This is a genomic window from Williamsia sp. 1135 (genome assembly GCF_002095395.1).
Lineage (GTDB): Bacteria > Actinomycetota > Actinomycetes > Mycobacteriales > Mycobacteriaceae > Williamsia.
Genome location: NZ_MJEI01000062.1, coordinates 10,619 through 31,296 on the forward strand (window position 1 = coordinate 10,619; position 20,678 = coordinate 31,296).

Annotated in this window: 16 protein-coding genes; 10 read left to right on the forward strand and 6 right to left on the reverse strand. The window is 65.5% G+C overall.

Going from position 1 to position 20,678, the window contains the following annotated elements; genetic code table 11:
• Positions 1-7 precede the first annotated feature (7 nt).
• From BFL43_RS03700 to BFL43_RS03720, 5 genes are read left to right on the forward strand one after another with little or no spacing between them, the layout of a single operon-like run.
• Positions 8-2,032 (forward strand): O-antigen ligase family protein, encoded by a 2,025-nt coding sequence (locus BFL43_RS03700; protein WP_084890888.1) that lies wholly within the window; start codon positions 8-10, stop codon positions 2,030-2,032.
• Entirely contained in the window at positions 2,029-3,201 is a 1,173-nt protein-coding gene (locus tag BFL43_RS03705) for a glycosyltransferase family 4 protein (RefSeq protein ID WP_084890890.1), read from the forward strand. Before BFL43_RS03700 ends, BFL43_RS03705 begins: the two co-directional genes overlap by 4 nt.
• Entirely contained in the window at positions 3,198-4,205 is a 1,008-nt protein-coding gene (locus BFL43_RS03710; protein WP_240498041.1) for a hypothetical protein, read from the forward strand. The genes BFL43_RS03705 and BFL43_RS03710 overlap by 4 nt, the downstream gene beginning before the upstream one ends.
• On the forward strand, positions 4,202-5,347 hold the full coding sequence (locus BFL43_RS03715; protein WP_084890892.1) for a glycosyltransferase family 4 protein: 1,146 nt from the start codon (positions 4,202-4,204) through the stop codon (positions 5,345-5,347). The genes BFL43_RS03710 and BFL43_RS03715 overlap by 4 nt, the downstream gene beginning before the upstream one ends.
• Positions 5,344-6,597 carry a glycosyltransferase gene (locus tag BFL43_RS03720; RefSeq protein ID WP_240498042.1) on the forward strand — a complete coding sequence of 418 codons (1,254 nt, stop codon included), beginning with the start codon at positions 5,344-5,346 and terminating at the stop codon, positions 6,595-6,597. The genes BFL43_RS03715 and BFL43_RS03720 overlap by 4 nt, the downstream gene beginning before the upstream one ends.
• Here the strand turns inward: BFL43_RS03720 and BFL43_RS03725 are convergent.
• Genes BFL43_RS03725 through BFL43_RS03740 form a run of 4 tightly spaced genes read right to left on the reverse strand, consistent with a single transcriptional unit; the run spans position 6,524 to position 10,603 of the window.
• A complete protein-coding gene (locus BFL43_RS03725) occupies positions 6,524-6,982 on the reverse strand; it encodes a holo-ACP synthase (RefSeq protein ID WP_084890893.1) in 459 nt (152 codons plus the stop codon). The two genes, BFL43_RS03720 and BFL43_RS03725, sit on opposite strands and share 74 nt — an antisense overlap.
• Entirely contained in the window at positions 6,982-9,399 is a 2,418-nt protein-coding gene (locus BFL43_RS03730) for a hypothetical protein (RefSeq protein ID WP_084890895.1), read from the reverse strand. Before BFL43_RS03730 ends, BFL43_RS03725 begins: the two co-directional genes overlap by 1 nt.
• Positions 9,396-10,361 carry a DUF1839 family protein gene (locus tag BFL43_RS03735; RefSeq protein WP_084890897.1) on the reverse strand — a complete coding sequence of 322 codons (966 nt, stop codon included), beginning with the start codon at positions 10,359-10,361 and terminating at the stop codon, positions 9,396-9,398. Before BFL43_RS03735 ends, BFL43_RS03730 begins: the two co-directional genes overlap by 4 nt.
• Entirely contained in the window at positions 10,358-10,603 is a 246-nt protein-coding gene (locus BFL43_RS03740) for an acyl carrier protein (protein WP_084890899.1), read from the reverse strand. Before BFL43_RS03740 ends, BFL43_RS03735 begins: the two co-directional genes overlap by 4 nt.
• Positions 10,604-10,795: 192 nt before the next feature.
• Here BFL43_RS03740 and BFL43_RS03745 point away from each other — a divergent pair, with 192 nt between their 5' ends.
• The 3 genes from BFL43_RS03745 to BFL43_RS03755 are packed head-to-tail and all read left to right on the forward strand — an operon-like array spanning position 10,796 to position 14,664.
• Complete coding sequence (locus tag BFL43_RS03745) at positions 10,796-11,959, forward strand: acyl-CoA dehydrogenase family protein (protein ID WP_240498044.1); 1,164 nt, start codon at positions 10,796-10,798, stop codon at positions 11,957-11,959.
• Complete coding sequence (locus tag BFL43_RS03750) at positions 11,956-12,912, forward strand: amino acid--[acyl-carrier-protein] ligase (RefSeq protein ID WP_084890903.1); 957 nt, start codon at positions 11,956-11,958, stop codon at positions 12,910-12,912. The genes BFL43_RS03745 and BFL43_RS03750 overlap by 4 nt, the downstream gene beginning before the upstream one ends.
• Before the next feature lie 3 nt (positions 12,913-12,915).
• Positions 12,916-14,664, forward strand: coding sequence for a hypothetical protein (locus tag BFL43_RS03755; protein ID WP_143695068.1), 1,749 nt, complete (start codon positions 12,916-12,918; stop codon positions 14,662-14,664).
• Positions 14,665-14,678: 14 nt separating this feature from the next.
• Here the strand turns inward: BFL43_RS03755 and BFL43_RS03760 are convergent, their stop codons facing one another.
• Entirely contained in the window at positions 14,679-15,944 is a 1,266-nt protein-coding gene (locus tag BFL43_RS03760; protein WP_168176521.1) for an EAL domain-containing protein, read from the reverse strand.
• A 280-nt stretch (positions 15,945-16,224) separates the two neighbouring features.
• On the opposite strand from BFL43_RS03760, the gene BFL43_RS03765 reads away from it, so the two are divergent.
• Positions 16,225-17,400 carry a GGDEF domain-containing protein gene (locus BFL43_RS03765; protein ID WP_084890909.1) on the forward strand — a complete coding sequence of 392 codons (1,176 nt, stop codon included), beginning with the start codon at positions 16,225-16,227 and terminating at the stop codon, positions 17,398-17,400.
• Here BFL43_RS03765 and BFL43_RS03770 read toward each other — a convergent pair.
• On the reverse strand, positions 17,361-18,113 hold the full coding sequence (locus BFL43_RS03770; protein WP_084890912.1) for a hypothetical protein: 753 nt from the start codon (positions 18,111-18,113) through the stop codon (positions 17,361-17,363). The two genes, BFL43_RS03765 and BFL43_RS03770, sit on opposite strands and share 40 nt — an antisense overlap.
• Before the next feature lie 397 nt (positions 18,114-18,510).
• On the opposite strand from BFL43_RS03770, the gene BFL43_RS03775 reads away from it, so the two are divergent.
• Positions 18,511-20,640, forward strand: coding sequence for an Rv1355c family protein (locus BFL43_RS03775; RefSeq protein WP_143695069.1), 2,130 nt, complete (start codon positions 18,511-18,513; stop codon positions 20,638-20,640).
• Positions 20,641-20,678 lie beyond the last annotated feature (38 nt).

The following is a 20,678-nucleotide window of genomic DNA, read 5'->3' on the forward strand; positions in this document are numbered from 1 at the left end:
AACTGCGATGACAACTAAGATCAGAACGGCCGAGGAACGCAGCGCCAGGGCCGGGCCGGCTCTCGCGGCCAACGACCTCGCCTGGTTCCTGATCGGAACCGGACTGGCGCTGATCGCTGCGATCACACAACTCGGTCCCCGGATCTCGCTGCTGCTGATCGTGCCCGTGGGTGTGGCGCTCGGTGTGTACGCGATGCGCCGTCCGCTGGTCACGCTTCTGCTGCTCGTCGTCGCGGAGACCGTGAACCTGGCGGGTGTTGTCGCCCTACATGTGTCGTTGCCGGTGTTTCCGGCGTCGTTGGCGCTCGGGCTGTTGACGATCGCCCTCGCCCTGCGAGATCCCGGTATGCGGGCACGACTGAATCGCTGGACGGTCGTCTTCGCCGGCCTGATCTGCGTGTACCTGGCGACGCAGGCCGTCGCGATCATGGGCAGCGTGGAATTGCAGGAGTCCATCTGGACGATCAGGCGGATCCTGCTCGACTGCGTGTTCTTGATGATCGTATTCGTGCTGGCTCAGTTCACCGCGCGGCCGTGGACGGTTGCGGTCGCCGTCGTCGTTCCCCTTGCGGTGTTGTCACTGCTGGCTGTGGTGAACGAGCTCGTCTTTGCCGGGGGTTCATCGTTTTTCGGCTTCTCGACGGTCACGGAGGCTTCGGGCGAACTGACCACCACGCTCCGATACGGTGGCCCACTTCCTGATTCGAACTTCTGGGGCCGGAATCTCGTCATGGGGCTACCGCTGGCGTGTGCTCTGATCCACCGGTCTGTCCGCTCGCGAGACACCCGTGCGGCCACGCTGTGGGGCGCGTCTGTGCTCGCGCTCCTCGCGGGCATCTATCTCACCCAGTCGCGGGGCACCTTCGTCGCGGCAGCGGCGGGCCTCATCGTCTGGATTGTGTTGAGCGGCCCGACCGTCCGGAAGTGGAGTCTGCTCGCGTTTCCGCTGATGGGATTGATGTTCTTCGTCCCCGGCATCGGTAACCGGCTCACTGCGCTCTACGACGACGTCTTCGGGGAGAACGTCGACTACGGAATCGATCCGTCGATCCTCGGCCGCAAAGCAGCCCAAGAGATCGCGTGGGCGATGTTCGACGATCGGCCGATCTATGGCTTCGGACCCGGCACCTACTACACGCAGGTCCCGGAATACGCGGGGACCGTCCAGACCGCGGTGGTCCACCCCACCGACGCCCCCCATAATCTCTATGCCCAGCTCGCTGCGGAATCGGGCATCGTCGGGCTGACCGGGTGGCTGGTGATGGTCATCGGGATCGTCGGTCTCCTCGCCCTGCGGCTGTATTCGAATCCCTCGGTGCGCGACCGTGTTCTGATGGCTGCTGCAGTGGCGGCCGTTGCCGCTTGGTCGGTGGCGAGCATCTTCCTGCACCTCGCCTATTTCCGGTCGTTCGCGCTGATCCTCGCGCTTGCCGGGGCGATGGGCGCGGCCGGGGGACCGTTCACGGCCGAGGCCACGCGAGGATTCGCTCGTGGCGTCGCCGTGACGATCACCGCGGCGGTCGCCGGTGTGCTGGCCGCGGGAGCCGTACTGTGGTCCACGACAACCACCGAGACCACGGCGACCCAGGAGCTCATGTTGCTTCCGCCGGGAACTTCAACGGACGACGGGTATGGCTATGCGCTCGACATCCGTTCGCGCTCACCTGTTCTGCCGACTTATGCGGCGATCATGAGATCGGCCGAGCAGTCGGCGACGGTCACCGCCGACCCTGTTCGCGGGGTGGTGACGATCAGTCGAACGGACCCGGACGCCGCCACCGCGCGCGAGGGACTGCGAGCCGATGTGGACCTCGCGCTCGAACGGATCCGAGAGGTCGACGCCGACAGCGACTACTCGATCGTCGACGTCGGTCTGCAGATGACCAGCGAACCAACCCATTCCGGGCCGGCCACAGCAGTCGCGGTGCTGATCGGCGCGGCAGTTGCAGTCGGCGTCGGGCTGACGATTCGCAGATTCGCGGGCGAGTCTGCCGGCGTCCGCCGGCGCACAAGGGCGGGGACCGCACCATGACCAGACCCATCGTCCTGGTCGAGTTCTCACCGTCAGGCGGTCTCTTCCAATTCGCGGTGCAGCTGGGCGAGGCTCTCGCCCGCCGGGGTGAGCGCGTCATCCTTCTCACCGGTCCGAGCCCCGAGTTCACCTCGAGCCAGCCCGGCTTCACCATCAAGTCGTCGCTGCCGACGTGGCATCCCGCCGACACCGAGGTGCTCTCGAAGCCGCTGCGACTCGCAAGGCGCGGCTTGCGGGCCGGGCAGCTGATGGTGGCCTGGCTCGTCCTCGCAGTGGTGTTGCTACGCATCCGCCCCCGCGCGGTGCTCTGGTCGCATTGGCGATTCACCTTTGAACCCATGTTCGTGGTGCTCATCACCCACCTGGTCCGTAAGTCGACTTTTGGAATCGTTGCGCACGAACCGCTTCCGCGATCAGACGCCCGCGACACGAGCACGCCCAAGTCGGGCCGGCTGGTGGACGCCGCCTTCGCTGCGGCCTGGCGGCGCATGGACGTGGCCTTCGTGCTCGGACCTCGTACCCGGGACGTGGTGCTCGAGCACTTCGAACCCGGCGGCGACGTGGTCGTCATCCCACACGGGGACGAAGGTCTGCTGGTGACCGGCGATGACGCTGTGCCCGTGTCCGACACGGGTCCGGTGGCGCTCTTCTTCGGGACGTGGACGACGTACAAGGGCATCGACGTCCTGCTCGACGCGTTCGCTCTGGTGCGCAGGCAATTGCCCGCCGCCGAACTCGTACTCGCCGGGGCGGTCGGTGCCGACATCGATCATGCAACTCTGTTGCGCCGGGCCGCGGAGATCGGGAATGTCGACGCCAGAGCGGGTTACGTCGCAAAAGCCGATGTCGCCGGCATCGTGCAATCGGCACGGGTGGTGGTGACGCCGTACATCCGGGCGAGTCAGAGCGGCGTCGCCCACCTCGCATTCACGTTCGGGAGGCCGGTCATCGCCTCTGCGGTGGGGGACCTGCCGGACGTCGTCAGAGATGGGCAAACAGGCCTGTTGGTGCCTGCGGGCGATGCCGCCGCATTGGCCGCGGCGATGGTCACCCTGCTCACCGATCCTGACCTCGCGGAGCGCCTGGGGTGCACCGGACGATCATTTTTGACCGAATCGTGGTCTGTGGCGGCCGATCGGATCGTATTGTCACTGGAGGGGGTGTCATGACCAACCCGGAGGCAGACATGGGCAAACACACAGTTCAGAAGACCTGGTGGTTCGGGCTCCATCCCAAATGGCACATCGCGGTGATACTCACGGTGGTCGCGGCAGTGGCCATCGCCACGGGAGCCTTCATCTTCCGAAGTCAAACCACCTCCGCCGGAGCAACTTTCGCCAACCCCTTTGCAAGCAACAGCCCCTTCAACACAACCATCGCCAGCAACGCCCAGATCGATCCGGCGAGCCAGGCAATGATTGCGCGTGCCACGAGGGACGGCCAGGTGTACGCGTCGACCGTCGAGTTCGGTATCCCGATCTACGGTGCAGACCGACGGACACCGCGCTATACGGTGAACTGCACGATCACATACTGGGGTCCATGTCCGTTCGCGGGCAAGCAGGTTCCCATCCCGAACGGCGCCAGACCGCACAGCGGCAGCGATGGCGCGATGGTCGTCGTCGATCAGGGCGACAACAAGATCTACGAGTTCTGGCAGGCCCGGAACTCCGGCGGAAGGTGGACAGCATCCTTCGGGGCCGTCAACCCGCTGAACGGATCGGGCTGGGGTGGCGCGAGCACCGGCTCGGGTGCATCGCGGCTCGGTGGTGTCGTCCGGATCGCAGAGATCGAACGAGGCTCGATCCAGCACGCGCTTGTCGTGCAGAGCGATAACATCTGTGCTCGAATATTCCGCAGCCCGGCGGTGAAGACGGACGGCAATTCCACGCGTCCTGACTGCCTGCCCGAAGGTGCGCGGCTCCGCCTGGACCCGACGCTCAACCTCAACACGCTCAAACTGACTCCGGGCGAACGCACAATCGCCCGGGCGTTGCAACAGTACGGCGCCTACGTCATCGACATAGGTGGATCGCCGCTCAGCATGAGTTTCGAACTCGACACCCGGGCCCCGGCAGGATCGATCGGCCAGGTCTACGAAAGGGCAGGATTCAGGTGGGACTACGACGGGATGTCGGCGATTCCGTGGAAACGGTTACAAGTCATCAGATGACACGACCGCTCCGGGTACTGCTGTTGATCGATGCCTTCCGGATGGGCGGCGCCGAGACGCTACTGGCGCCGCTCGCCGTGGCCTTCCGGGACAGCAATGTCGAGATGGAGTTCGTCAGCGTGCTCGACGCCTCGGCGGACGCCGCGAAGACGAACGAGATCCTGACCGAGGCCGGGGTGGTCACCCGGGCGCTGGGCATCAAACGGTTGCTCGACCCCACCGCGATTCCCAAGGTGGTGCGGGAGATCCGTCGCGCGGACTTCGACGTCGTGCACGCCCATCTGGAGATGGCGACGACGCTCGCCGTTCCCGCTGCCGCCATCGCCGGCCGTTCCGCGGTCTGCACGTTTCACCACGTCGCGCGCCCACTGACGGGCCGCGAGGGCGCACGTGAGCGTCTCGCCGTCGCCGCTGCCGGCCACGCCTACCGCGCGCTGTTCGTCTCGCAGGCCTCTCGCGACTCGTTCCAGGAGATCTATCGGCCCAAGGGTCTGCCGAGCAATTGGGACGTGATGCACAACGGGATCGACATCGGCAACTTCGTACCGGGGCCGGCAGATGCAGAGGTCCGCGCGGAATTGGGCGGTACAGAGGGACCTTTGGTGGTCCTTCCCGCCGCATTCCGGGATTTCAAGGGTATTCCCAGCGCGATCCGCGCCTGGCCGCTCGTCCTTGAGCGCTTCCCGGACGCAGTCCTCTCGCTCGTCGGCGGGGGATCCGCCGAAGCCGAGTTGCGGGCGGAGGTCGCCGCGGCCGGGGTCGGTCAGAACGTGGTGTTCGCCGGGGTTCGGTCGGACATGCCGAAGGTCTACCGCGCGGCCGACGTCGTGCTGCTGCCGTCGATACACGGCGAGAACCTGCCGACCGTGCTGATCGAGGCCGCCGCGTCGGGCCGGGTCGTGGCAGCGTCTCGCACCGGGGGTATCTCCGACATCGTCGTACACGGTGAGACCGGCATGCTGTTCGAACCGAACAATCCACGGGCCCTGGCCGATACGGTCATCGAGTTGCTCGCCGACCCGGGGCGTTGCCGAACGCTCGGAGAGGCGGCGGTCATCCGGGCGCGCTCCGAGTTCTCGGCGTCGTCCTGGGCGGAGCGGTTGTACGCCCTGTACGCCGAGGCCGCAGGCAAGAAGCGGTGAGCGCGGGCCCGGTGCAGATCGTGTACCTGGTATCACGATTTCCGCGTACCTCAGAGACTTTCATCGTTCGTGAGGTGGATGCGCTGTCGCGCCTGGGTCGCTTCGACATCTCCCTGCGGTCGCTCTTTCCCTCTCCGGACGCCGCCGTGCACGAGGTGTCCAGGCGGTGGACGGACCGGGTCCGGCGCCCCTCGGGTGTCGATGCCCTGCTCGCGTTCGGTTGGGCGCTCGGCCGCCATCCGCTGGCGCTGATGACCGTCCTGGCACTGGTCGTCGCCGGTCACCTCCGATCTCCGCGGCTGCTTCCGCGAGCCCTGGTGACGGTCGTGCTCGCCTGCGCGCATGCGAGAGATATCGGGCGGACGACTCCGAACGCCCACATCCACGCGCACTACGCCACGTATCCGGCTCTCGCAGCCTGGGTCTGCCACCGATTGATCGGCGTCACCTACAGCTTCACCGCCCATGCGCATGATCTGTATGTCGATCAGTCCATGCTCTCTCGCAAGATGGCCGAGGCGACGTTCGTGGTGACCATCTCGGAGTACAACCGGCGGTTGCTGAATCTGCGAACCGACGCAGAATCCGCTGTGCACGTGGTGCATTGCGGAATCGAGACCTCCAATTACCCGTTCCGTCCCCGGGAGCCGGCCGCGGCGGGGCCCGTGAGGGTTCTCTGCGTGGCATCTCTGCAGGAATACAAGGGGCACGAGATCCTGCTGCGGGCGCTGGCAGCCGGTGGAACGGGTGTCGATCGCATCGAACTCGACCTGATCGGCGACGGACCGCTCCGTGAGTCCCTCACCGAACTCGCCCGCGACCTCGGTCTCGGGGAACGGGTTCGATTCCTCGGTGCTCGCACCGAAGTCTTTGTCGCCGAGAAGCTCGCGTCCACCGATGTGTTCGTGCTGCCGAGCGTCGTGGCCGCGGACGGCCAGATGGAAGGGCTCCCGGTCGCGCTGATGGAAGCGTTGGCATCAGGGGTGCCCACCGTGTCGACGTCGTTGTCCGGCATCCCGGAGATCATCGTGGACGAGGTGACCGGGGCGCTTGCCCGGCCCGGCGATGTCGACGATCTGCGGCGGGCGCTCGAAGCCACCATCGCCAGGGGCGGCGAGGCGACCCGCTTGGCGGATGCAGGCAGAGAACTGGTTCAGCGTGAGTTCGAGTTGGCTGTCACCCTCGGTGAGCTGGCGGCGCTGTTCGACCACTACCTCGGGACCGATCAGGTTCGTCGACCGAAACGATGATCACCGCCATCGCGTGACAATCGGTGTGTGACAACGACAATTGCCCGAACTGCCAGCCCAGCGCCCGGGCTCGCGCAGCGACAGAACCTGCCAGATTCACGAACGGCACACCACGGCGCAAGACCACCTCGATCTCGCGCGGGGGTGTTGCCATCTCGGGGTCGGCGAATGTCTTGACCACTGCTTCCATCGCCGCGAACCGTGCAGCCATACGTTCGATACTGCCTGCGCAGTCCTGGAGTTCGTTCTCGGTGAAGACACGTTGCAGAAAGCGTGAACCGAACGCCGACACGGAGTCACGGATGTCGGAAATGGCCACCACATCGCAACCGATGCGGGTGCCGGGCGGCGGTGTGAGCGACAGGTGCGCGTCGGCGGGGATCATCACGACTCACGTTCTCGGTCGTCCACCACAACCCGGATGGGCAGGTGATGGTCGATCGAAGCCACTGTGCCCGACGGCTGCTCGCGGGCACCATCGTGTGGCACCAGCCGGACGACGTACGCCGACCCTCCGGCGAGATGGAAGAAGTTGTCGGACGGTCGCCAGCCCGCCAGAGTGATCTCCACATAGCGCAGGCACACCGATGTCTGCAGCGTCAGATACCAATCGCCCGCGACCTGATGCGCGGCGGCGGTGAGGTCGGTACGGGCCTGCTCCGGCCTCGGCGTCACGACCAGGACGTCGCGCGCCACGACGTCGCCGTCCATGCGGAGGGAGACCTCGACGGCATCGGCGACCGCGGTCCCGAAGCCGTAGGCGTGGGACAGATCGGTGAATCGACCTGTCAGATCAGCGTCGTGGAACGTGACCGACGAGTGCGGCTCGACGACCACGGCAGTGTCGGCGTCGGCGACGCGGTGTCCCGATGAGTTGGTCGCGATCAACGCGAGCGTGCCCGCCAAGGGAGTCGGGCCGTCGTTGTAGACGTCGATGCGGACACCCGACAGGCCCTGGGACGTCGCGGTCACAGCGATGGGGGCCCACACCCTGGACAGCGCATCGAGTGGGGCCTTCGGATCGCCGTCCACGTCGAGTAGACCCCACCCGGGTCCCGGGCGTAGATCCCGGGCCGAGAGCACCAACGCCCCGTCGCAGCGTGAATCCTCCCGACGCCACCAGGAGTAGCAGGCGATCATCGCCTCGGCGATCGCCGCACGACCGAGCTGCAGATAGCGGTCAGGGTCGAGCCTGCGAACCAGAAAAGGATTGACCGCGAAGACTTCCGACACGTAATGGTCGCGAACGTCCTCGAAATCCCAGGACGATCCGCGGTCTCTGGGGACCCCGGTCTTCCAGTCGGGCGCATGCCCGGCCACCTGCGCGCCGGAGAAGTGGCGGTCGACGGCGGCCGGCGATGGCGGGATCGCAAACGCCAGGCACTCCGCGGCGAACCGGACGCCCGCATGTCGCACGTCAAGTAACGGACGAAGGTATCCGCCGACCCCGAACCAATGACTGACACCGGAATCCGGCCTGATCGCCAGATCATCGGATCCGGCGGGAGCCGAGGGGCTGGCAGGAACGTAGGGTACGTCCGCCTCGTCGGCCACCACCGTCGGCAAGACGGTGTGCAACAGTTCGATCCACCGTTGCGCCGGGTCCAGACCGAGCATCTCGGGTTGTTGGATCGTCTCGTTCCCGCCGCTGACCACAGCAAGTGCAGGGTTTCCCGACACCGTTCGCAGCACGTCCTGCAGCTCCCTGACGAGGAGGTCGCAGACCTCCTCCGGGGGATCGAATGTCGCCTGCATCACGTCCTGCCACACCAGGATTCCGTGTTCGGCGCACAGCGCCCACAAGTCGGGACCGGCGTAGGTGGTGCCCCCAGGGATCCGGATCATGTTCGCGCCCGCGGCAGCGAGGTGTCCTAGTTGCCTGCGCAGAGCATCGGTCACGGGGGAGGCTGCGTCCTGCACCGGGTCCATCCAGACAGCACCGCGGGCGAAGATCGCCACGTCGTTGACACGGATGCCGAAGCCACCGTCGGAGGTGGTGGCCGTGACGGTGCGAAAGCCGAAGGTGCGTTGATCAACTGCAGCCTCGTCCACCAGGGTGGTCACCGTGTACAGCGATTGCTCGCCGTAGCCGCGTGGCCACCACAGGTGTGGGTCGGGCACCGTCACCGCGACGCGGTAGCGCCCGGTCGCATCGGCGTGAACCGACGCCCGGGTGACCTCCCGACCTCGGTACGAGATGGCCACGCTGACCGGAGTGTCGGGGGGTAACACGCCGGCGATGTCGACCCGCCCGCTCGCTGCCGCGGGGCGTACGACCATCTCCCGGGGTGCCGACTCGGGTACGAAACGCACTGGGCGCCAGAACCCGACCGGGGCTGGTGGTCCCTGGTAGATGGGTGCCCGCCCGATCAGGGAGGTGCGCACCCATCGCATGCCCTGCGCCGCGATGAGCGATGAGCGCCAGCGGCCGCGGGGTCGACGTTTCGCGAGAGCTCGGTCGAGCGAAGGGAGGTGGACCGACAGCTGATGCCGGCCGGCGGGCACGTGGACCAGCACCGGCAGGAACATCGACTCCACCGCGGCGACGGGTTGACCGTCGATGAACACGGTGGCGGGTGCGGTCACGCCGTCGAACGCGATGGTCCTGGGGGTGGACGACGAGAGAGAGGTCTGAAACCACCAGTCCCGCGCGTCGATCGCCTCGTCCGAGCCCCGTATCGCCCCGACGGTGGTGGCCTCGCCGATCTGTGCCGCGTCGTCCCACCGTGCGCCGAGTTCGCCGGGCGTCGTCGCGGCGCCGGGCTCGGTGCCGACGAGCCGCCAGCCGGCGACAGTCGTCATATCGCGACGGACTCGGCCACGATGTCGACCCCACGCGTCCAGGCCCGGCCCATCGCCATGAGCAGGTCGTCGACCTCGACAGTCCGGCCGCGGGCGGCTCGAGCCATCTTGAATTGAACGGCTTTCGCGCCTCGGGCGACGTCGAGGAAACACGGCGCTGCGTTCGCCGCCCCCGGTGCCAGATCGGCGCCGAGATGGGAACTGAGGTCGGCGGCGAGCTCGGCGGTCGCGCCACATTGCCGAAGCGTCGCAAACGCCCACAGATGGAAGGTCTCCATTCCGGCGGCCGGCAGCCAGCCGACCGCGGAGCGGACGTCGCCCGCGAGCCGATCGATCGGATTGCCCGGAGCGCGCCGTGAGAGGTGTTCTCGGACAATCGGTAACAATGCATCGGGCTCTTGCCGATCGGGAAACCAGCGGATCTGCTCGACGTAGGGCAACAGCCCAGGCCGCGGACTGTCGCCCAGGCCGAAGATGCCCGCGAAGTCGTCACCGGCCAGTGAGTGGGTCCCGGAGTTGTGGATATAGGTGAGCTGCCGCTGCTCTCGGTCGAACCGGACCGGCACGATGGTCGTCTTGACGTGGTTGCGGTGATAATCGGTGCCCGCGGTGTCCGGGAGCCACCAGCTGTCGACCTCGACGGTGTGCAGCAACTGCCGCCCCGGACCGCTTTCGACTGTGTCCACCAACGACATCCAGACGTTCTCCTCGGTGACCTCCAGGCCGTACAGACGGCGGAGATCCTCCTGGGTCACCTTCAGAAAGGTCCACTGGCCGCCGTCGTGGTCGGCGGAGAGGGCGCAGGCGAACGCCGGAACCGGGTCGCGGCCGAGGGCGTGGAGCAACTCGGCCCAGAGGTCGATGTAGCAGTTGGTCTCCGGCCAGATGCGGTCTCCGTCATGGACCGGATGTGGGCCGGGACCGTCGGCCGAGATGATCAGAGGTGCGGCGCCGGTGTTCACGCAACACCGTCCAGGAGTTTGTTCACCACCGTTGCAAGACTCTGGACGGACGAGAAAGTGGCCTTCTTCAAGTCCTCGTCGGGGAACTCGACATCGAACTCGTCTTCGAGGGCAAGCATCACATTGACACTGGCGTGCGAGGTCAATCCCAATTCGTACAAATCGGCCTCGGAGGTGACCGATTGTGGGTCGACTGACAACCGGCCATGGTTCGCAAGAACTTCGCGAATACGCTCTTCCACTGCAGTCCCTCTCGTGAATCGTCCGCACGAGACAGGACCTGCACTCCGCAAAACGATTGAGTCGACGATGTTGATAGTGCTTCTTACCCCCGAGTCTCGTAGATTACAGTATCTCCGGGGGGATTTGACCTGTCGCAGTTTTGGCGGGTACCAAGGCGATTACGTGCGCCGACAATGGGACAGGACCACATCGTGACCGAATCCATTCGTGCCGGTTCGACCGGTGCCGAGCTCGACTACGAGAAAGTCGTCATTGTTGCGGCCGCAGCCGCGCACGAAGTTGATCGTGACGCTCGTTTTCCGCATGAAGCCGTTGCGGCCATGCGGGACAACGGCCTTCTCTCCTGCTCCCTGCCGACCGCACTGGGCGGACGATCGACGAGTATCTCGGATCTGGCGACCATGGCCCGCGCTCTCGGCGCCGGCTGTAGTTCGGCGGCAATGGTATTTGCCATGCACCACACGCAAGCGCTGTCGTTGCGATGGCACGGAGCGCACGGCGACATCGCAGAACTGACCCGGTCGATCGCCGCCGAGGAGGCGTTGCTGGCGTCCGCGACCACCGAGATCTCCACCGGCGGGGATGTCCGGTCATCCGGTTGTGCCGTGATACCGGACGGGGCCGAGGTGGTGCTTGAGAAGAACGCACCGGTCATCTCCTACGGCGAGTACGCGGACTACATCTGTGCCACCGCGCGGCGCGGTCCGGACAGCCCGCCCAGCGACCAGGTGCTCATCGTCTGTCCGCGGTCTGACATCGAGCTCGAAAAGACCGGCACCTGGGACGTGCTCGGGTTCCGTGGGACGTGCAGCCCCGGGTTCATGTTGCGGGCCAGGACGGTGCCGTCGAATGTGCTGCCTGTCGACTACGGGACCATCTCGTCGCACACCATGCTCCCGTCCTCGCACACCCTGTGGGCATCTGTCTGGCTCGGGATCGCGGACGCAGCGGTCGCGAAGGCCAGGGTTCAGGTACGCGCTGCGGCAAGACGGAACGGCGGGGGAGCCACGGACCGTACCGCCGCGTTTGCGGACCTGCTCGTCATCCATCAACGCTTCGAGGCGTCCGTTGCCCAAGAGATCCGCCGGTACGAAGACTTTCTCGCGTCCGGGGAGCTGGAGACCACCGTCGGATTCGCCATCGCGATGAACAACCTGAAACTCAATGCCTCGCAGGCAGTCGTAGACGTCGTGTCCGCTGCGCTCGCCATGACCGGTATCAACGCATACCGGGAGGATCATGTCGCGTCGATGGGACGACTGCTCCGCGACGCCTTTGGGCCGCAGCTCATGGTTTCGAACGAACGTATCCGCGCCAACAATGCTCAATTGGTACTTGCCTACAGGGGACGATGATGACAGCGATCGACCAATCCGAACAGCACACCGCGCTGGAGAACGCGCGTCGCGAATTTCGTGACCAACTCATCGACGCGGATCTGCTCGTCCCCTCGGGAATCGCGGGGCTTTACGGGCGCGGCGCGGTGTTCGAGGACCTCATCGACGGCATCGACCGGGTGGTGCAACGGGCCGGTTCGGCGGCACACGGCACGGGCATTCGGCGGCTGCGTTTTCCGCCGGTGTTCCCGCGGGATTCATTCGAGAAGACCGATTACATCGCGTCGTTTCCGAATCTGACCGGGGCCATCTCGACATTCGAAGGCGACAACAAGAAGCACCGTGCACTGCTCGGTGATCGCGACGCCGGCCTGGACTGGGATCACCACCTCACCCCGGCGGGCACGATGCTCGTGTCGGCCGCGTGCCATCCCAGCTACTCCGCTCTGACGGGCACGCTGGCGCAGGGCGGCACAACGATGGACATCTACGGATACTGCTTCCGGCATGAACCGGCGATCGATCCGGCGCGGATGCAGGCCTTCCGTATGCACGAGTTCGTGCGAGTCGGGACGCCCGAACAAGCCCAGCAGCACCGGGATTCGTGGGTGCCGCGTGGTCTGCAGGTCCTCGAAGACCTGGGGCTCTCGGCCGAACCGGTCGCGGCGAACGATCCGTTTTTCGGTCGGGTCGGAAAAATGCTGGCTGCCAACCAACTCGAGGAGAGTCTCAAAACCGAACTCGTCGTCCGTTTGTACGACGACCTCGACGAGGGGACCGCGGTCGTCTCGTGCAACTGTCACCGTGACCATTTCGGGGTCACCTTCGACATCCGGACAGACGACGGCGAACCGGCACACAGTGCCTGTGTGGGTTTCGGAATGGAACGCATCGCGCTGGCCATGCTCCGTACCCATGGTCTCGATGTCGCCCGATGGCCCGCGCGGGTCGTCGCAGTGCTCGAAGGATAAAGCGTGAGCGACCTGCCGGAAACAACGTCATTGCCAACCTATTTCGGGCCCAAAGCAGCTCCCTTGTTCGGGGTCGTGCACCTACCCGCGGACGCACAGGTGCGTGGGGGTGTGGTGATGTGCCCGCCGCTGGGTAAAGAGCAGGCCGACACCACCAGGGGCATGAAGTACCTCGGCGAAGTGTTGGCACGCAGCGGTTTCCTCGTTCTCCGCTTCGACTATGCCTGCACCGGCGAGTCGTCCGGCTCGCAAGAATCGCCGGACGCAGCGCAACGCTGGCTCGACAGCATCGACAGTGCGGTGAGTTACGTGCGCGAGCACACCGACAGCGTGTCCCTCGTCGGGCTTCGAGCAGGGGCGCTGCTCGGCGGCCAGAACCAGGACCTCCTGCAGACCCTCGACGCCCTGGTCCTGTGGGACCCAGTGGCCAAGGGGCGCCACTACGTCCGCGGACAGATGGCGCTGCACAATATGTCGATCGGGATGGTCGATGCCGATGATCCCCGGGTGCATCTGGTGGGCACCTCGCTGGCCCAGAGCGCAGCCGACGCCTTGGCTCGCATGCACCTGACCGCGCAGACCCTCGTCGAGGGACCAAAGGCGTTGCTGTGCGGGATACGCGACACCGACGTGAGTGGACGATTCGCGACCGAGCTGGAAGCTGCGGGTGCCGAGGTGTTCCCCATCGGTGATCCAACGCCTTTCGTGGCCTCGCACACCGTGTACTTCGAGTTCCCTGTCGCCGTGATCGAGCGAATCGCGCAGTGGCTCGATACCACCGTCGGGGCCCAAACCCGCAGTGCGGTCGTCGCGCCCTCGAACCACGCTGTACTCCCGGACAGTCCGGCGGGTCCCGCCATCAGAAAGAGCATTCACACCCTCGACGACGGGACGATCGTGTGGATCACCGAGCCCGACAGTGAGCGGCCTGCGAGCGCGCCGTTACTCGTGGCCCATTCGACCGCCAACGACATCCGCACCGGGCCGGCACGGCTGTGGGCTGATCTCGCGGAGCTGGTCGCGCGCCGAGGTGGCCGGGCCGTTCGCTATGACCGATACGGGGTCGGGGAGACGTCACCGGTAGATCCGGTCGACGACTTCTCGCCCCTGCACACAACCGAATCGATCGGCCAGGCGCGAGCGGTCACCGAGTTTGCGACGGTGGGTGTGCCGTCACGGGTCGTTCACGCCGGCGTGTGCTCAGGGTCATGGCTGGCTGCGCACCTCGGAACCCGGGGAGCCCAGTCCCGGGTCGTGATGATCAATCCGTTGATGTGGCGACTACGCACAACAACATTCGACACCACGAAAGCGTCTGCGATCGGTGCCGGCCCCTCGGTGTCCGAGGTGGTCGAGTCCACGGGGCCCGACAACAGGCTGACAGCACTGCAGATGAAGTTGCGCGAGAGGTTCGGACCTCTCCTGCGAGCCCACATGCCGTACCCGGTCGTGAACCTGCTGGGGGCCGCCGGCGTGGTGCAGGCCCCGAAAATATTGCTTGCTGCGCTCGCAAAGCGCGGGGTAACACCTGATCTGCTCTTCTCGCCCTGGGATTACGAGAGATTCACCCTCAACCGTGGCCCTCGGGCGATAGAGGCACTCGGACGTCGTGGCCGACGCCCGAACGTGCGGGTGAGTGCCTCTGGCGATCATCCGGCCATGCACTGGCTCATCCGCGAGTCCGTGGTCGAGGTGTGCCTGGACGCACTCGGTCTCACAACGGAAGGTCTGAACACGCTGGAAGAGGCCTAAGACATCGTCGGCGGCTAGGACGCGTCGATCGTGATCTCGTCGGCCGGCGCGGGTTTCCCGAACAGGTAACCCTGCCCGTGGGTGAACCCGAGCTCTCGCAGATGCGCGATCTGGCCCGGGTCTTCGACACCCTCGGCAACGGTCGCCATCCCGAGTGAGCTGGAGAGAGCACAGACGGCCTTGACGATGCTGTGCATGGTGTTGTCGTCGGCGCCCACCTTCGCGATCAGGGAACGGTCGATCTTCACCACCTGCACCGGCTGCTCGACCATGTACCGCAGCGCCGCGAACCCGGTGCCGAGGTCGTCGACGCAGACGGTGCACCCCAGTGCGTCGAGCTCGATGAGGGTCGCCGATGCGGGCGAACCGACCTCGATGAGGTCTCGTTCGGTGACCTCGACCCACAGTGCGTCGGCGGGCACACCCGTGGACTCCAAGATTGCGGCAACGAGTTCGGGCAGCGTCCGGTCTTGTAACTGCCGGGCAGAGAAATTGACCGAGACGAACAGGCCGGGGGTCGTGGATGCGGCCCGCCAGATCGCGAGCTGCTCCAGCGCCGCCTGCACTCCCCAGCGGCCGATCGGGACGATGAGCGACGTGGCCTCGGCAGCGTCGAGGAAGTCGTGGGGTTTGCGGACCTCGTCGGCCACCTGCCACCGCAGCAGCGACTCGTAACCGACGGTCTTCATCGTGGTGATGTCGATGATCGGTTGGTAATAGAGCGCGAAGTCGGTACCGACCGCGTTCGACAATTCGGTGGTCCTCGACACCTCGGTCTGCAATCGGGCGATCGAGTCAGGGGTCGCGTGCGCCACCGTGTCGCCGTCGACGATCGCGTAGTGGACCGCGGAGATCGCTGCCTGGACGAGGTCCGCCACGTCGGTGGCGGTGGTGACCACCGAAGAGATGGCCAGACCCTGGCAGGCCGGGACGAAGTACCCGCCGCCGTCGATTTTGAGTTGTCGCGTCAGACACTCGGAGATCAAGCGTTCCACCGTTTCCGGTGCGATGTCCCTGACGTCGAAACCCACGGTGAGAAGGTCGTTGTAGGGTCCCACCGACACCGTGCAGGCGCGCCCGAGCATCTCGACCAGCGCACTGTGGGCCGCAGGCCTCATCTTCTCTGACGGATCCCAGCCGACCGCGCCTGCGAGGAGACCGGTCGGGTCGAGGCACACCACCGAGACGCCAAGGAAGTCGAAGTCGAGGTGAGCGGTGCAAGCGCGGATCTCCGTGATTCCGTCGCGGGCGGACCCGGGCGACGATGGGGGGAGCGCCATGCCCAACCTTCCTGCCCACCTGCGGAGCCGACACCGGGTCGGGCTCCCATTACACGAGCTGGGTCGCCTTGAGAATACCTCCAACATACGAATGCGCTCTCTGCGCATGGTCGTGATCCCACCGGCTGTCTACACTGCATGGAGCCGTGCGACCCGTGCTGGGTGCACCATCGAGTTTCGTGAAGCCGCCGCGGGATACGATCGTGCAAACCCATCTTCGGCATCGACAAATGTGCGGTGGGTTCGGGCTTCTCTCCACGGGAATGGACAGGCTGCGACAGTGAGTTCAAGGTATTTCGGACGCTTCGACGCGCGTTCGACTGCCGTACTCATCAGCACCTTCGGCGCAATCGGGTTGCCGGTCTTCGCTTTGATCGCGCCGTCGCTCATCGTCGCCGGAGGATTCAAGTATCTCACGGTGATCTGGCTGTTCTCGGCCATAACATTCGCGATCACACTTTATGTGGGGCGGTTGACCGATCGGCAATTCGCGATACTCGGTTTCGGCGGAATGGTCGGAGTCGCCTGGGCCGCCTATCTCGTGACAGATCCGGCCGTATCGCGAGCAATTGTCGCTCTGCTGGCGGCCATTCCCGCGATCGCGGCGATGGCCTCTTCGCTTCGGGTGACCATCTCGTTCGCGGTGTTCGCCATGGGCCTCGCCGTGTTCCTGTCGACTCTCAATGCCACGTCGTGGGTCGCTGCGATGGTTGCCGGTGGTGCCTCGGTGACCACCGTCCTGGTACCGGTTTTCATGGTTGGTGCACTACGCCGATCGCTCGACTTCGCGCTGTCGCGCGTGGCGAAACTGGGTGACACCGATCCGCTCACTGGAATCCTCAACCGGCGTGGATTCCTCAACAGCAGCAGTCGTCTCCTGGAATGGATCGTCGCGCACGGAAAGTGCGTGGGCTTCATGATGATCGACATAGACGATTTCAAGAACGTCAATGATGCCCTCGGCCATGCAGCCGGGGACGCGGTGTTGGTGGACGCTGTCGCGAAGATCGAGAGCGCGGCGCCGCCCTATGCTCTCCTCAGCCGATTCGGCGGCGAAGAGTTCGTCGTGATGTACGCCTCCGACAATCGAGAAGAATTCTTCCAGCTAGCCGAAAACATTCGTTTGGCCGTCGCGGAGCAATGTCCTGTCACGATCAGTGTCGGCGCCGTGCAAGCGCCGTTGGGAAAAGCCTCCGACGGAACACCGAATATCGACAAGGTCATCGATTCCCTCACCCGAATGGCCGACCAGAGCGTCTACTACGCGAAGAACGGTGGCCGCAACAGAGTGGTGTCCATGGTGGCCCCGGCGATCCAATGGACCCCAGGGCCACCATCTGAGCCGACCGTCAGGATCGTGGACACGACCCGCAACGTCGGCGTGTTGGCACTGATGCGTCGGTTCAACGACAGAGATCAGGCGGCTCCCGCGCGCGACGGCGAGAACAGACTCTGACGGTTTGTGGTCAGCGGCGCAGAGGTGGCCACCATCTGTGCGTACACCGCCGGGTCGGCGTCGGCGGCCAGAGTTTCCCGGTCCCACCACATCAGGCTGGTGCGGTAGCGGTTATCGGGGTACGGCGAGGCGGGGATGTCCTCGGCCACGCGACCGCCGGCCGATTCCCAGCGGCGCAGTACGTGATCGGCGGCCGTCGCCATGATGTACCGCGTGCCCATCAGTGTGAAGGTGGGAATTGCCAGACGTGCGAGCATGCCGGCGACGGTCGGTGCGGCGGGACCGTCGGCGGCCCAGGCGGTCTTCATCTCGACGATGCCCTCATCCAACCGTGACCGGATCGCCTCGGTGACAAGTTCCAGGCCGGGCTGTCCCGCCCACTCCAGCAGTGCGTGTGACTGATGCGGGTCGACGTACGGACCCTGCGCCCGGACGCCGCCGATGACGGCGCCGTCCTCGTCCACTGCCGCGTAGAACAACGACGTGCACTCGCCACGCACGACGGTGTCGTATTCGAGGGCCATGGAGACGCCGTGCGACGCATACGACGCGCGGGCGCCGTCGAGGTAATCGAGCCACAGGCTCGGGTCGGACGAGGGTGTCGCGACGACCAGCGACGTCGAACCCTTGACAGTCAGGACCTGCGTCTGGATTTCACGCGCGGGGATGTCGGTGCGCGAGAAACGGTGGGCATTCACATAGTCTGTAGTCACTGAGGCTCCTGGTTTTGAGGGGTTTGCATTGCTACATCATCAATTCATTTAAAACAATTGTTGATGGGTGATGGCTTGCGGCGCTACTTAGTTCGGCGTAGGAAACGGGTTCACCGCGAGGTTCATCTGGTCAATTGTCGCTCGCGGGGCATCTACATGTCATCGCCGCCGTGGGCGGCGTCATAACATTGAAAATTATGAGATATCGCTAAGCCCTGATTTTCTTTTATTAGATCTCGCGTATTCGCTTGCTGCGAACCTTGATTGGCGAACTTTCTCACGCTTCGCATTTCAGTTTCCCCCATTTCTGAAGAGACGACTGCATCGGTATAACGTCTCACTACAGCTGGCCACTTGGCCAGGAAACGACGCAGAAGACGGATGAGGAGGCGGTGCCGTGCCCGCGCCAGCGCAGGATCACACGCCGGCAGGAGGGGCGGCCGTCGAGATTCTCGATCCGCGATCCTCGAACGACCAGCCCAGGCTGGATGAACTCCGAGCCGATGGCGCGGTCGACTTCATCGATCTGACCGCCGAGTTGACCGAGGCGGCAGGGAAGCTGATGCCGCCTCCGGACGGCTGGCCGGAAGCCGACGGCAGCCGCTGGGTGTTCTACCCGTGGCGCGGCAAAGCGGTGCATCTACTCGGCCAGGCCGCATACCGAAGGTTGCGGCTCGATCGGAACCGAAACAAGCTGTCAGCCGGCGAGCAAGATCACGCAGCCACCCTCCGGATCGGTGTCGTCGGTCTGAGTGTCGGTCACGCGGTCGCACACACCCTCGCCCTGGAAGGTCTCTGCGGGCAGTTGCGACTCACCGATTTCGATGAGATCGAACTGACCAACTTGAACCGGGTGCCGGGGTCGGTGTTCGACATCGGGGTGAACAAGGCCGTGGTCGCGGCCCGACGGATCGCCGAACTCGACCCCTACCTCGATGTGCAGGTGCATCAGGGCGGCGCCGAGGCAGCGACGATCGATGCGTTTCTCGACGGGCTCGATGTGGTGATCGAAGAGTGCGACTCCTTCGACGCCAAGGTGCTGGTGCGGGATCGGGCGAGGGCGCTGGGGATTCCGGTGATCATGGAAACCAGCGACGGCGGCGTGCTCGACGTCGAACGTTTCGACCTCGAACCCGACCGGCCGCTGTTCCACGGCCTGCTCGGCGATTTCGACGCCGAGGCCCTCGCCGGACTCACCACCGAGCAGAAGGCGCCGTTCGCGTTGAAGATCCTCGATGGGGCACGGCTGACTGCTCGCATGGCGGCGTCGGCGCTCGAGATGGGCCGAACCCTGTCTGCCTGGCCGCAGCTCGGCGGCGACGTGGCTCTCGGTGGTGCGACGGTCGCTGCGGCGGTGCGCCGGATCGTCCGGGGCGAGGACCTCCCCTCCGGCCGGGTGCGCGTGGATCTCGATTCGATTCTCGAAGGCCTGGAGTCGCCGGTTGTCGACGAGATTGTGCCCGAACGTGTTCCGGCGGATGTCCACACCATCATCGACGGTCTCGCCGCCCGTGATGCGGTGCTGTTCGCGGGATTGCGTGCGCCGTCCGCCGGTAATACACAACCGTGGCGATTCTCGTCCGACGACGACGGAGTGACCGTACGGCTGGACGCGTCGCCGACGTCGAGCGCCGATGTCGAACGCCGGGCGTCAGCCGTGAGTCTTGGTGCAGTGCTACACAACCTGACTGCCGCAGCCGCAGCCGTCGGGGTGTACGGCAAGGCAGGCATCGTCGGGAACGGCGACGACGTCCAGGTGCGGGTCGACTTCGGCGACATCGCCGAAACCGGTGCGAGCGTTCATCCCATCCTCGACCGTCGCACCAACAGAGCGTTCGGGGATGGCAGCGAAATCGATGCGGGTGTGGTCGCGGCGTTGTCGTCCGGCGGATCTGTCGGCACGGGTGTCCGGTTGATCACCGAGCGCCGTGCCCTCGCCGGATTTGCAGCCGTCGCCGGGGCCGCCGAACGACTCCGGTACCTGACCCCCGCGCTGCACGCCGAGATGATGGCCGAGATCATCGATCCATCAGATGTGCACTCCGACACCGGTATCGATGTCGACGACCTGGCGTTGCTGCCGCAACAAGCACCCCTGATGGTGCTGCTGCGCAGGCCCGACGTGATGGCTCACCTGAACGCGTGGGGGGCCGGATCGGTACTGGGCGCAGATGCCCAGGGTCGCATCATGACGTCGTCGGCGCTGGCGGTGGTGACCCAGGAAGGGCGCAGCACCGCGGACTACGTGCGCGGTGGCCAGACGATGCAGGAGCTGTGGATCCGTGCCGAGATGATGGGCCTCGCAGTGCATCCGATGAACCCGGTTTTCCTCTACGCCGACGGCCGTTCGGAGCTGGCGCAGATCGCGCCGGATCGGGTGGACGAATTGGAGGCACTGGCAGCGCAATTCGCTGATGTGTTGAGTGTCGCCGACGGCGAGGTGGTCACCACGGTGCTGCGGTTGTTCCGCACGGACGCGACACCACCGGCGAGCCGGCGTCGGTCCTTGGCGAACCTGTTGGCCTGACGCCGTCGAATCTGCTCCGCTTCTGGGGATCTGCTCCG

Coding starts and splice junctions, on each gene's coding strand:
- BFL43_RS03710 (WP_240498041.1), top strand. CDS start 3,198: ATGACCAACCCGGAGGCAGACATGGGCAAACACACAGTTCAGAAGACC.
- BFL43_RS03700 (WP_084890888.1), top strand. CDS start 8: ATGACAACTAAGATCAGAACGGCCGAGGAACGCAGCGCCAGGGCCGGG.
- BFL43_RS03705 (WP_084890890.1), top strand. CDS start 2,029: ATGACCAGACCCATCGTCCTGGTCGAGTTCTCACCGTCAGGCGGTCTC.
- BFL43_RS03725 (WP_084890893.1), bottom strand. CDS start 6,982: ATGATCCCCGCCGACGCGCACCTGTCGCTCACACCGCCGCCCGGCACC.
- BFL43_RS03730 (WP_084890895.1), bottom strand. CDS start 9,399: ATGACGACTGTCGCCGGCTGGCGGCTCGTCGGCACCGAGCCCGGCGCC.
- BFL43_RS03760 (WP_168176521.1), bottom strand. CDS start 15,944: ATGGCGCTCCCCCCATCGTCGCCCGGGTCCGCCCGCGACGGAATCACG.
- BFL43_RS03715 (WP_084890892.1), top strand. CDS start 4,202: ATGACACGACCGCTCCGGGTACTGCTGTTGATCGATGCCTTCCGGATG.
- BFL43_RS03750 (WP_084890903.1), top strand. CDS start 11,956: ATGATGACAGCGATCGACCAATCCGAACAGCACACCGCGCTGGAGAAC.